Genomic DNA, 12457 nt, shown 5'->3' with positions numbered 1-12457 from the left:
GTGACGAAGATCGTGAATGGGAGTAGCATCATTGGTACGGAGGCCCGATGAGCGCTCAAAGAATTTTGTTGGTTGAAAATATTCATGCGGTGGCGAAACAAAGACTTGAAGAGGAAGGTTACAAGGTTGACCTGATCACGCATTCGCCTTCTGAGGAAGAGCTGATGCAGTTGCTTCCCAACTACGAAGTTGTGGGCATCCGATCCAAGACAGAGTTGACGGCCAAAGTCCTTGAGGCGAACAAACATCTGGTGACGATTGGTTGTTTCTGTATTGGCACAAACCAGGTAGATCTTCTGACCGCGCGTGAAAAGGGTGTGCCGGTTTTCAATGCTCCTCACTCAAACACACGATCTGTGGCGGAACTGGTGATTGCCGAAATGATATCTCTGTCCCGTCAACTGGGCGATCGCAATACTCAGGCTCATATGGGTGAATGGGTGAAGTCGGCTGTGGGATCTCACGAAGTGCGGGGTAAAACCCTGGGCATCGTGGGTTACGGGCATATTGGAAGTCAGGTCAGCATTTTGGCCGAAGCCATGGGGCTAAAGGTTTTGTTCTATGATGTTCTAAAAAAGCTTCCTCTGGGAAATGCCACCATGATGTCCTCAATGGATGAGCTTTTGCGCTCTTCTGATTTCGTAACCCTGCATGTCCCGGAGACTCCGGAAACCAAGGACATGATCGGCGCACGCGAGTTGTCGCTGATGAAAAAGGGGAGCTTCCTGATTAATGCCAGCCGCGGAACGGTGGTGGTGATCGACGATCTAGTGAAGGCTCTTAAAGACAAACATCTTGCGGGCTGCGCGATTGACGTGTTCCCGGAAGAACCTTCCTCTAATAAGGAAAAATTCAAGTCGCCATTACAGGGAATGCCCAACGTGATACTGACTCCGCATATTGCGGGAAGTACGGAAGAGGCACAGTACGCCATCGGTTTGGAAGTGGCGGAAAGCTTCCGTCGTTATTTGAAAGTCGGGTCTTCTCCGGGGGCTGTGAATTTTCCGAATGTGGATTTGCCAGTAAAGCAGGGGACTTCGCGTATTTTGAATGTGCATAAGAATGAGCCAGGGGTCCTGGGGGAAATCAACGGATTGATCTCTAAGGCAGGGGCCAACATCGAAGGACAGTACCTGTCGACAGATGAAAAGATCGGATATCTTGTGATGGACGTGCATTCATCCCATGCACACACACTGGCGGCGGAGATCGAAAAGTTGTCTCGATCCATCCGCACGCGGGTGGTTTACTAGTTCTGAGAAGTCAGTGCCTTGATTTCCGCGCCACTGAGCTCTTGGTCAAAGATCAGGAGCTCTTTGAGAGAACCCTTGATCGGCAGGGTTGTTCCCGCTGAACCACCTGAGAATAGATAGGCCTCTGTATTTGTAGAGGGTACATATCCTGTCAAGGACCCAGAAACCTTTGCCGGAGTCGTTGTCGATGAGGTGATCAGATCTCTTTTGGGTGCACCGACTGTGTTCAGAATCAGGGCTTGTCCCGGGACACTTGTGTTTAAGGCAGGGCCCGTCGTGGTTTCCAAAGTGGAAGAGGTCGACGCCGATTTCACGGACCATACGCCTCCGGCCGTGCGACCGATTTCAAATCCTTCCAAGTTCGACGGATCTTTTTTGCCAAATGAAAGCAGAGCTGCCGCAGTGCTTTGTGCGGTGAAGGTGAAGTGAGTGTAAGCGGTCATGGCGGTGAGTGCCGGGAAATCGGGAAGGATCATGGCATCATCAATTCCATCTGCAGTAATACGCAAAATGCCCCCGGACAAGCTGACCGTTGGCTGGCGGTTTGGGTCGGGCTGATAGGCGTGTTTGCCTTCTGCACCCTGGTCGTACCAGGTGACCAAGCGCCCGGTCGTACCAGCAAAGGTTGTCAGGTAAGAATCCACCATTCCATTGGTATCAAAATAAATGTCAGTGGTGCTGTTGTCAGAAGTACGGCGTACTGTCAGTGCCGGGCCGGAATAGCTGCCATGTTTGCGCCACGAATAAATCCGTCGTGGCGTCGGCAAGGCCTGGAGACTGATGTTCACGGTGCGGATGGCCTGACCGTCGGTGGCGTTCAGTGAAATGCCAGTTTGTCCATAAACTCCGGGAGTGGAGGCGATTGCGATGGAACAATTCAGCCCCGAACCGCCCAGTGTCAGACTGCTGTTGGGAATGACTCCGGTGTTGGAACTGGTGGCAGAGTTGCCACTGCAATCAATGGTATCTTCGGGGTCCGGATCGGCAATAGTGAATTTTCTGGTATATGTATCACCGAAAGTCACGGCGTTCACCGCCGTATTCACAGCCAGTGCCGGACCTTGCATGGTGATGTTGGGTTGATTGCTGGTGGGTGTTGTGCTGACGTTGGCCGCGGCGGTGCTGCTATAGGCGTTCACCGCTTCGACACGGAAGTAGTACAGCGTTCCGTTGGTCAGTCCTTCCACCACAAAGGGGGACGTTGCAGTTGTGGAGGCGACGGACGTGGGTGTTGTCGTGGTCCCGTATTTCACGGTGAAAGAAGAGGCGCCACTGCCGCCTGACCAGGTCAGTGTGGCCTTTTTGTTTCCGGCGGAAGCCGCGACAGAGGTCGGTGCACTAGGAGCGCCGAGTGTGCAGGCGATATTACTTGTTTTCGGTCCGGTGCCAACAGCATTGATGGCTTCGATGGTGTAGTTGTAAGTGGAGCTGGAAAGACCCTCTTCCGAACAGGTGCGTGCAGAGATATTCTCGCAGATCACAACGTTGGTGGTGGGGTTGACCACGCGACGAACAGTGTACGTTATAGGCGGAGCCCCGCTGGCCGGAGGCATCCAGTTCAGTGTGCACTTGCCGATTTCGTTCACCACCACTGTTGGACTCAAAGGGACTGAGGGGGGGACGTCCGGGGTCGCGCTCAATGAGTTGGAAGCTGTTTTGCTTCCCACCGCATTCGTGGCAATCACAGAGAAGTAATAAGGCACGGTGTTCGTCAAAGCTCCGACGACATGAGGTGAATTGGCACTCGTGGAGGCCGTGGAGGTGAAGTTGCCCGGACTGGTGCCATATTTAACCGTGTAAGCCGTGGCCAAAGAGCTGTTTTCCCAGGTGAGTGTGACCTGACCGTTGCCAGGGGTTGCCGTCAGCAGTTGGAAATCGCCGGGTGTTCCGACGGCGCAGGACACACTGCTGCTCAAAGGACTTGTGCCTGAAGTGTTGGTGGCTTCAACGGTGTAAGTGTGGATTGCATTTGAAATACCGCTGTCCAGACAAGTCAAAGTCGGAACGTTAGAGCAGGCCACAACGCTTGGATTGCCCCCAGTGGTTCTGCGAACGGTGTACAAGAAAGGAGCGGTGCCTGTGGCCGGAGCTTGCCATGTCAGGTTGCACTCTCCGGTGCCGGGCGTGGCCACAAGATTTTGTGGGGCGCTGGGTGGTGGACTGGGGGTGGCGCTTAAAGAGTTTGTTGCCACCGTCGAGCCGACGGAGTTTTTGGCAGTCACAGAGAAGTAGTAGGTGGTGTTGTTGCTCAGAGAGGAAATCAGTTTGTTGGTGGTCAGGGCCGTGCCTGCAGATGTGGTGAAGTTTCCGGGGCTGGTGCCGTAAGCAACCGTGTAACTGGAGGCCTCCGGGCTGGCTTCCCAGCTTAGCAGAACCTGACCGTCACCGGCGACGGCCGTAAGCAGGTTAAAGTCTCCGGGGGCTCCCATGAACGGAAAACTTTTTTCGGAAGAGGAATCCACGCTGCCCAGAGAGTTTGTAGCACTGACTCGGAAGTAGTAGGTGGTCTTGGGCGTCAAGCCTTCGATGATAGCAGGGGACTTGGAAACCGTGAGGCTGTTGGTGTAGGTGTTCGACGTGGTCCCGTATTTCACTTCATAGGAATTAGCGCCCTTGGAAGTTGTCCAAGAGACCAAAAGCTTTTGATCCACGCGCTGAAGAGAGGCCAGATCGAATTCCCCGGGCGCTTCTGTCGAAGGCTGCTCCAGCGGGTTTTGATCGCCTAAAGGTTTAGTACAGGAAACACACAATAAAAATAGAAATAGAATGAATATACGCACTGTACTTTCCAGTCTAACAGAAGACTGGAAAGCGGCAATGGTCGCAGGTCTTAGGTGAGGTCTAGATCACTTTACCCGGGTTGATGATATTGTCAGGATCAAAGACTTTCTTAATCCCGCGCATAAGCTCAATTTCAGCTTCAGAGCGCGTATAATTCAGGAAGGATCTTTTGGTCAGACCCACGCCGTGTTCGGCGGAGATCGAGCCCTTGTACTTTTGAACCGCCTCGAAGACCAGAACATCGACTTTGCGGCACTCTTTCACGAACTCTTCTTTGCTCATGCCTTCAGGACGCAGAATATTGATGTGCAGGTTGCCGTCGCCAATGTGGCCGAACCAGACCACTTCCCAGGTCGGGTACGCCGCGGACAGGACCTGGTCCAGGTCTTCCATGAACGGCGGCACTTTGGAGATCGCCACGGCAATGTCGTTCTTGTAAGGGGAGTACTTGGCCAGACATTCGGAGATGTCTTCGCGATATCTCCAGAAAGTTTTGGCTTGAACGTCGGATTGGGAAATCACGCCATCCAATACCCAGCCTTCTTCCAAAGACTTTTCAAACACGCTCAGCGCCTGTTCTTCATCGGCTTCATTGCGAGTTTCAACTTCGGCCAGAACATAGAACGGACATTCGGTCGCCAGCGGAGCGCTAAGCCCTGTGCCTTCCAAAACTTTGCGAAGGGCTTTGTCTGAAAACATCTCAAACGCCACCAGGGATGTTTTGGTTTTGAATTCCGCAAAGATCTTCATCACGGCATCCAAACCACTGACACCCATCACCAGAACTTTCATGGGCGGAGGCGCCGCAGCCAGCTTGATGGTGGCTTCAGTGATGAAGCCCAAGGTTCCTTCCGAGCCAATGAACAGATGGCGCAGATCATAGCCGGTCGCATTTTTCACAAGAGCATTGTTCAGATCCAGCACATCACCTGTGCCTGTGACCACTTTCAGGCCCACCACCCAGTCGCGAGTCAGGCCGTAGCGAACGACCTTGATGCCGCCGGCGTTAGTGGCGATATTACCACCCATTTGTGAAGATCCACGGGCTGCAAAGTCCACGGGATAGAAAAGATTTTTAGAGAGTGCGAACTCCTGCAACGCTTCTGTGACAACACCCGGATCAATCACCACGGTCTGATCGACGGGATTGAATTCCTTGATTTTGTTCATTTGATCAAAGGACACAACGACTTCACCTTGCGTGGCCACTGCCGCGCCAGAAAGTCCGGTGCGACCTCCCGAAGGGATCAGGGCCATTTTGTTTTTACGGGCCCAGTGAACCAGTTTAACGACGTCTTCGGTGGAGTGTGGAAAAACGATGGCAGAAGATTTGATATCAAAATAGGTTGTCCAGTCCTTGCCCCAGTACTTCAGACTCTCTTCGTCGGTTTTGATTTGGTCTTTCTTCAAGAGGCTTTCAAGTTCGAGGAGAGCGCTGGTGGACATGATGACAACATCCTATTCTTCGTTGATCGGTCGGTGGTAATCTTTCAGAGTTCTGATTCTAAAGAAAGCATAGACGGGACACAAGCCCCAAGCTGCGGTGATGAGGCCATAGACCCCGATGTACGCCCAGAAAGGACCGCCGGCCACGGCGTAGGCAGTTAAACCCACGCCGAATAAAAACCTTAGAATGCGGTCCCACAGGGCGACGTTGCATCTCATATTACTTCAAAAGTTCCTGAAGTTCGCCGGACTGGTACATTTCCATCATGATGTCGCTGCCACCAACCAGTTGAGAGTTGATGTAAAGCTGTGGAATTGTCGGCCAGTTGCCGTATTCCTTGATGCCCTGACGGATTTCATCGTCATCCAACACGTTCACATCGTGGAACTGCACACCCATGTCCTGAAGGATCGCGCAAGCACGAGCGGAAAAGCCGCACATAGGGAACTGCTGAGTTCCTTTCATGAACAATACGATTTTATTACCTTTAACAATCTGATCGATTCTTTCGTGAGTTGTAGCCATTTTTACGGGTCCTTTTTATGATTTAATCTTAGTCTTGATTGACAGGGCGTGAACCTCGCCGGTCTTCAATTCTGGACCAAAGCAAGCCATCACGTTTTGGTGCTGCTGGATGCGAGTCATCCCCGCAAACACAGTGCTTTCCACAAATACTTCCCAGTGATCCTGAGTGCCCGTCAGATCGAAAACTTCGATGATGGCACCTGGATAATGCTTCTCTAAACGTTCTTTCATTTGTTCTGCTGTCATAGATGGGGAAACTAGCAGAGCAGGCCCTCTCGGTAAAGGGGGAGGTGCTGATAGATTGAATGATGCAATCCGTCAGTGTAGTATATCCCCATGTTTGGACCGTCCCATCGAATTATTAAGATCTTCTCTCTGGTTTTAGTGGCCGTGCTGTTCTATTTCCTGGCACGGGTCGAGTTCCTGATCTGGAACTGGAGTCTATTTAAAAACAAACCGGGGCAGGATCTGTTGTGGTCTTTCATCGTGGGGTTGCGCTTTGATGTGGTGGCCACGCTGACTTTGGCGGCGCCTCTGGTGCTGCTGTCTCTGATTCCATGGCCGCAAAGCTGGAATCGTCTGTGGCAGCATTTTACTTGGATCTCTTTTAGTGCTTTGCAGGTGCCGCTCCTGATCCTTAATTTGGTGGATACGGAATTTATCAATTTTGTTGGGCGTCGTTTCACTTATGACAGCCTTTTTTTGATGAATGAGCTTTCCGGAAAGTTGTGGAACTTTGTCAGCAGTTATTGGCTGCTGTTTCTGGTGAACACATTGCTGGTGGTGTTGTTTGTACTGGTGGTGCGACGGGTGGCTCTGGCGGAATCCCCAGTCGTTTGGACGGCACCCAAAAGCTCGGGAAAGCTTAAGCTTTGGGGGGCTCACGTATTTTTAAGTTTTGTGGCTCTGGTGCTGAGCGTGATCGGCATCCGCGGCGGTTTGCAGGCCAAGCCCATTAACTTTGTAAATGCCAATGTCTTCACCGCTCCGCTCTTGAACAATCTGGTTTTGAACTCGACTTTCACCTTCATAAAAAGTTACGGCGCTGAAGGCCTGAGCAAACAGAAGTACTTCAACGACAAAGACCAGATGCTGTCGTTATTAAACGGTTCTTTGCGTGGTTCCCTGTTGGAGGGACGGCGGGCTCAGAAGCCTCAGAATGTTGTTGTGATTATCCTGGAAAGCTTCGGGGAAGAATACCTGGGGCCGGTCGACGGTGGGAAGTCCTACACACCTTTTTTGGATTCATTGAAAAGTAAATCTTTGAGCTTTGAAAACGCCTATGCCAACGGGCGCCGTTCCATCGAAGGGGTCGGAGCCATCATGGGCGGTATTCCGGCATTGATGAATGAGCCTTTTATCTCATCGCATTTTACCGCCAACTATTTCCTGGGTCTGGGAACTTTATTGACCCCGCATAAGTTTTCTTCGAGCTTCTTCCATGGCGGGCATAACGGAACCATGTATTTTGATAGCTTCATGCAAAGTGCCGGGGTGGAAAAGTATTTTGGTGCCCGTGAATACGGCAACACCGCAGACGATGACGGCGTGTGGGGGATTTGGGATGAGCCATTCCTGCAATGGATGTTGACCCAGGTGGATGAAATGCCTCAGCCGTTTATGACCTCGGTCTTTACTTTGAGTTCCCATCAGCCCTTCAAAGTTCCGGCACAGTATTCAGAGCGCTTTGTGGAAGGTCCGTTGCCTATTCTGAAGGCTGTGGAATATACGGACTACGCCCTGCAAAGATTCTTTGAGGAGGCAGCCAAGAAACCGTGGTTTAAGGATACACTGTTCATCATCACGGCGGACCATACATCCATGCACTATCGCCCTGAATATCAGAACGAGCAGGGGAACTACCGCATTCCGTTGATGTTATATCATCCGTCCTTTAAGTTCCCCCAAGTGGATACGCAGATGGTGGTGCAGCAGATTGATATTCTGCCGACGGTTTTGGACTTCCTGGGGATTTCGGATAAGGATCAGAACTATCTGGGAAGCTCTGTTTTTGTTCCAGGGGACAAAGTAGCCGTGAACTTTATTGATGGACGTTACATCCTGTTTGCCAGGGACTATTCAGTGACCTGGTCCCCAGGGCATGGCGAGCCTCAGATGTTTGCCATTACCGACCGGGCCCATGAAAAGGATCTGTCAGCCTCTCTGACCGAGGCCCCCCGTCGGGATCTGTTGGTACAAAGACTGAAGGCCACGATTCAGTACTTCAACGAAGGCATGTGGGACAATAAGCTTTATTATCCATCAAGATAGTTTTTCGTAAGAGAGGCCCGTTACCGGGCCTTTTTTTAGTGTGATACGTGCGAAAGAATATTGTGGGACAGCTTCTGGTCATGGCTTTTGTTGGCGATATCCCCCAGGCTCAGCATCCCGACCAGTCGTTTCTGTTGGTTGATTACCGGCATGCGACGGATCTTTTTTGAACCCATCTGAGTTCCGACGGAATCCAGATCATCGTCTTCAAAGCAGAAATTGATGCCCGGACTCATGCACTCACTGACCTTGGTGTTGTTGGGATCGAGTCCTTTGGCAACAACTCTCAGGGCGATATCACGATCGGTGATCATTCCGACCATTTTATCTTTGTCTTCAACAGGTAGACATCCGTAGTCGCCACGCGCCATCATTTGCGCAGCTTCGCGAACAGTATGGTTTAGGTTGATGACGTCGGCGTGCTTATGCATGACCTCTCTGACTTTCATGGAAAACTCCTTTGTTGGTGTGAATAGGATAAAGACTTTCGAAAAATAATATCTTTGTATTTTTCCGAAGCAGAGAAACAGACACACAGTTGACTGACAAAAACAGAATGATTATAAAATCTGTGTCATGTCAGAAGATAGAAATTCCAGCTTTGAAGTTCGTTGTGGTGTCGTGATTGCTATTTTTGCCGCGATCATGGCCGTGAGTGACCTGGTGGCCGGCAAATACGGTGATGATGAGATCATCGGGACCAATGAAAAGGCTGCCGCCTACATGTGGTATCAATCCAAAAGTATCAAGGAAACTTTGGTGGAAGGGGAAAAGTCCCTGCTTGAAAGTTTGAAGCAGGCTGGGGCCATTCAACCCAAGGCCGAGGTGGCTGTGAATGGGCATATTGCCAATTTGCAGAAACGCATCCTGCGCTACAAAAAAGAAAAGAATGAAATTCTCAAGGGCTCCGAGGTGGTCGGGCCGGAAAACTGGGTGCAGGATCTGGATGGAAAGTTAGGGCAGATTGTTGGTGCTCAGCAGATGGAACAGCAACTGGCGGTTCTGGCTACCGCAGGGGATCGCTTTGATATGTCCAGTTTGTTCTTTCAACTGTGTCTTGTCCTGGGTGCGATGAGTTTGGTGCTGAAAAAAGAAAACCTGCAACAGGTGTTCTTTACAGGCATGTGTGTACTTGGTTTTATTGGCACCGGGATTTCCCTTTGGGCTTATCTGGGTGTGGCTTAAGCCGCTTTGCGGAAGTAAAGCTCGCGCTGTAAATCTGTCAAAGAACTGACGATATGGTCTTCGCTGGCGTTGGCCAGGTGGTTGAACTCCACTCCCAGCGTCAGGAATTCGTCATCTTTGATGCGAATGTTTTTAATAAGTCCCTGAACAAGTATGGGCTCTCGATCCCCCAGGAAGATTTCGGCCTGAACCATGTCTTCAAGATTCAAGCTGGCCGCCGTCTGAGATATTTCAATCGCGCAGCCTTCCGTGGAAAGATCCAGCAGTCGACAGGCGTGGGAACAAACGACCTGATTCAAATAGGTGATCACGAACTCTGCCGAATAGTCTGAAGGGATCATATAGCGATAGTTTTTGCGCCTTTGTAAATGAAACAGATTCAGCACGGTCAAAGTGATGTTATGTTCATTCACCACCGGATGGGTTTCGAACAGGTACTTTTCACCTTTAAGCGAGAAGCTCGCTGTGAAGGTCACCGATTCGTCGGTGTTCATCGCTGTGGATTCCGGGGGATGACACTTGATTTGCAGTTTATCGTTGGTGCCCATCGGTTTTAGCACGATGATGCGGTCATACTTGTCGCGCAGGCTGATCAGCTCCTGAGAATTCAAGAGCTGCTGTAAAAGCTCGTGCTTTCTGGATTCGTTGTTAATAGCTTTGAAAATGACCAATGCTTCGCTCATTTTAGGCCGCCGCTGTCATCTTGTGGCCGCATTCGTGGCAGAACTTGGCGCCAGCCTGAACGTCCGCGCTGCATGCAGGGCAGGAAGGTCCGCTGGATTTTTTCTTGGGTTTTTCTTCTTTTTCGTCCATGTCGACGAAGCCTTTTTCGTTCCACTTTTCAATTTCACGCAGCATCTTCCAGCTCTGCAGGATCGAGCGGAACTCTTTGGTTTCGAACTGTAACTGAACTCCGGTGCCGCCGTTTTTGCGTTTCATGAAGACACCTTTGCCTTCAAGACGGTTGAAGTGGTCGTTGTTCAGATTAATTCCGATTTCCTCTTTGCAGTATTCGCTGAATTTGGCAAAGTCCACGCCGACAATGCCGAAGCGATCCGGCTGTTCGTTTTCTGACATTTTCAGGATGGCGGTCAGCATTTGCATGCACAGTTCGTCCACTTTCAAAAGATCCGAACGGCCGCCTTTGAAATAATAGTATTGATAGAATTCAAAGAAGCTTTCCACCAAAGATAGATCCAGGAAGTGAACTTTCTGAATTTCATCCGGTCCGTCGGGATTGGTGGGATCTTTGCCCATTTCATACAAAGCAAGCTTCAGTTTCACCAGGATATTGATAGCCTGCTCCAGACGTTTGGGGGATTCACCCATCACACGCTGGGAATACTGCTTCATCATGTTCCAGTCGACAATCACGCGACCGGGTTGAGATCGATCCCCTTTGTGGTTGGCGGTGTGGAAGACAGAACCGTAAACCTTGGCCACTTGATCTTCCGGGCAGGGGGAGGAGTCTTTTTCAAGTTTGTTGGAGCGAACATCATTCACCGCCAGGCGCAGACGGTCTGTCAGGGATTTGATGATCATTTTCAGGGTTGGAGGCGCACTTTCATAATGTTGTTTCAAAGTTTCAACCGGGATTTCCAGAACTTTGGTTTCAGTGGTGGCAACGGCGGCGGTGGGATGTGTGCTTTGCCCCAGAATCACCTGTTCGCCCAGAATGTGGGACGATCCAAGTTGAAAAAGGTCGATGGTTTTCTTTCCGCGGATCAGGCACTGGTTTGCACCACCGGATTGGATCAAATAAACGGCTGTAATTTTATCACCGTCTTTATAGATCACTTCGCCTTTTTTAAAGGTTTTTACTGACATAGAATCCCACTCCTTCAATAGTCACAGGGTTTTATCGGCTAAAAGAGGCCTGAATTTGAGCTCTTCCAGGGCACGGCCTCGTCCAGTTTTCCGGGTCTTGCGGGGGGGCTGGACTTAAGCTATAACGACTCTATGGATTATTTCTTTTCAGCCGCTCCACCCGAGCATCAAAAACGCGAAAAAGCCAAGGCCCGCGAGCTTCGTCAAAGCCAGTGGTGGAAGCAGGAGCTGGGAAAAGGTCTGTGCTATCATTGCGGTGAGCGCTTTAAACCAGCCGATCTCACAATGGACCACTTAATCCCCATTGCCCGTGGTGGAAAATCCAATAAGAACAACTGCGTGCCGTCCTGCAAGGATTGCAACAGTAAAAAAGGTTATAAAACCCGCGCAGAAATGGCGCTGGAAGAACTCAAAAGTTCCCAGGCACCCGCTGAAGAAACCCCAGAGGATGAATAACAAAAAACCCGGTGTCCCCGGGTTTTTTTGCTATGGGATCAGCGCACTGCCATCTCCGGCAGACGGCTGGTCTCAACGGCCATAATATAGGTGTCTTCTTTATTGGTGGAAAACAGGGGGCTTAGCCACCAGATCTTGGTCAAAATTTCCATGCGCTCCAAAGATCCGGTTTCGCGAATGATGTGTTCGGGAGCATGCACTTCGATGGTGCGCAAAGGGGAGTGTGCATAAAAAAGTCCCAGGTCTTTATCCAGTTGCTCTTGATCTTCAGGGCTGCGTTCGTACAGGTGATACCATTTGCGGCAGTAAATGTCTTCGAGGGAATAAGTGCACACTTCAAAGTAAGGAAGGCTTCGAAAGATCTGGGTGTGATTTGTGTTGTAGATTTCGACCAGATGATCTGGGCGTAAAAGATCCATCACCTTTGGATCGGCTCTTTTATTCAGGCGGGATATCGCACGTTCGGTGAACTTACGGGTGTCCTTGAGGGAGTCGCCCTGATGCTTCATATCCATGCAGATTTGATAGTAGATCAGCAGATCTTTAAGGACCTGTTCTTGTTCTTCGGTGGATAGAAGATTGAAATAAGGCAGTGTCGGGTGGGTGTAGGGGCGCACTACCAGGCCCTCGTCTTCGATGGCCTGGCTGATATTTTCGCTAAAAATTTTAAATCGCGCCTGCCGACTCAGGCTTAAAGCTGATTCCATAGTTT

General features: G+C 50.6%; 13 protein-coding genes. 4 read left to right on the top strand and 9 right to left on the bottom strand.

The window, feature by feature from the left end; translation table 11 throughout:
• Nucleotides 1–47: 47 nt before the first annotated feature.
• Nucleotides 48–1253, top strand: a complete 1206-nt coding sequence (gene serA, locus ACZ50P_RS12895) for a phosphoglycerate dehydrogenase (RefSeq protein WP_464131624.1) — start codon at nucleotides 48–50, stop codon at nucleotides 1251–1253.
• Here the strand turns inward: serA and ACZ50P_RS12890 are convergent.
• The 5 genes from ACZ50P_RS12890 to ACZ50P_RS12870 form a co-directional block, all read right to left on the bottom strand.
• Nucleotides 1250–4033, bottom strand: coding sequence for a fibronectin type III domain-containing protein (locus ACZ50P_RS12890; RefSeq protein ID WP_464131622.1), 2784 nt, complete (start codon nucleotides 4031–4033; stop codon nucleotides 1250–1252). The two genes, serA and ACZ50P_RS12890, sit on opposite strands and share 4 nt — an antisense overlap.
• A gap of 61 nt (nucleotides 4034–4094) precedes the next feature.
• Nucleotides 4095–5480 carry an FAD-binding oxidoreductase gene (locus ACZ50P_RS12885; protein WP_464131620.1) on the bottom strand — a complete coding sequence of 462 codons (1386 nt, stop codon included), beginning with the start codon at nucleotides 5478–5480 and terminating at the stop codon, nucleotides 4095–4097.
• A gap of 12 nt (nucleotides 5481–5492) precedes the next feature.
• On the bottom strand, nucleotides 5493–5699 hold the full coding sequence (locus tag ACZ50P_RS12880; protein WP_011165270.1) for a YgaP family membrane protein: 207 nt from the start codon (nucleotides 5697–5699) through the stop codon (nucleotides 5493–5495).
• A 1-nt stretch (nucleotide 5700) separates the two neighbouring features.
• Nucleotides 5701–6006: a Grx4 family monothiol glutaredoxin gene (gene grxD / locus ACZ50P_RS12875; protein ID WP_464120307.1), complete on the bottom strand. Its 306-nt coding sequence runs from the start codon at nucleotides 6004–6006 to the stop codon at nucleotides 5701–5703.
• A 15-nt stretch (nucleotides 6007–6021) separates the two neighbouring features.
• The gene (locus tag ACZ50P_RS12870; protein ID WP_464120308.1) at nucleotides 6022–6237 is read right to left on the bottom strand and encodes a BolA/IbaG family iron-sulfur metabolism protein; all 216 of its coding nucleotides are present in this window, start codon (nucleotides 6235–6237) and stop codon (nucleotides 6022–6024) included.
• 105 nt (nucleotides 6238–6342) lie between these two features.
• Between ACZ50P_RS12870 and ACZ50P_RS12865 the strand changes: the two genes are divergently transcribed.
• Entirely contained in the window at nucleotides 6343–8277 is a 1935-nt protein-coding gene (locus tag ACZ50P_RS12865) for an LTA synthase family protein (protein WP_464131618.1), read from the top strand.
• Nucleotides 8278–8312: 35 nt separating this feature from the next.
• Here the strand turns inward: ACZ50P_RS12865 and ACZ50P_RS12860 are convergent, their stop codons facing one another.
• Nucleotides 8313–8726, bottom strand: a complete 414-nt coding sequence (locus ACZ50P_RS12860) for a CBS domain-containing protein (protein ID WP_464120310.1) — start codon at nucleotides 8724–8726, stop codon at nucleotides 8313–8315.
• Between the two features lie 127 nt (nucleotides 8727–8853).
• On the opposite strand from ACZ50P_RS12860, the gene ACZ50P_RS12855 reads away from it, so the two are divergent.
• Nucleotides 8854–9462 carry a DUF4337 domain-containing protein gene (locus ACZ50P_RS12855; RefSeq protein ID WP_464120311.1) on the top strand — a complete coding sequence of 203 codons (609 nt, stop codon included), beginning with the start codon at nucleotides 8854–8856 and terminating at the stop codon, nucleotides 9460–9462.
• Here ACZ50P_RS12855 and ACZ50P_RS12850 read toward each other — a convergent pair.
• Nucleotides 9459–10145: a PilZ domain-containing protein gene (locus ACZ50P_RS12850; protein WP_464120312.1), complete on the bottom strand. Its 687-nt coding sequence runs from the start codon at nucleotides 10143–10145 to the stop codon at nucleotides 9459–9461. The two genes, ACZ50P_RS12855 and ACZ50P_RS12850, sit on opposite strands and share 4 nt — an antisense overlap.
• Nucleotide 10146: 1 nt before the next feature.
• Nucleotides 10147–11289, bottom strand: a complete 1143-nt coding sequence (locus tag ACZ50P_RS12845) for a cyclic nucleotide-binding domain-containing protein (protein WP_464120313.1) — start codon at nucleotides 11287–11289, stop codon at nucleotides 10147–10149.
• A 132-nt stretch (nucleotides 11290–11421) separates the two neighbouring features.
• Here ACZ50P_RS12845 and ACZ50P_RS12840 point away from each other — a divergent pair, with 132 nt between their 5' ends.
• Nucleotides 11422–11745: an HNH endonuclease gene (locus tag ACZ50P_RS12840; RefSeq protein ID WP_464120314.1), complete on the top strand. Its 324-nt coding sequence runs from the start codon at nucleotides 11422–11424 to the stop codon at nucleotides 11743–11745.
• A 38-nt stretch (nucleotides 11746–11783) separates the two neighbouring features.
• Here ACZ50P_RS12840 and ACZ50P_RS12835 read toward each other — a convergent pair whose 3' ends face one another.
• Nucleotides 11784–12452: a hypothetical protein gene (locus ACZ50P_RS12835; protein WP_464120317.1), complete on the bottom strand. Its 669-nt coding sequence runs from the start codon at nucleotides 12450–12452 to the stop codon at nucleotides 11784–11786.
• Nucleotides 12453–12457: the final 5 nt, after the last annotated feature.

The sequence above is a fragment of the Bdellovibrio sp. CKG001 genome (genome assembly GCF_055397465.1).
This window is presented reverse-complemented; position numbering and strand designations above follow the sequence as displayed.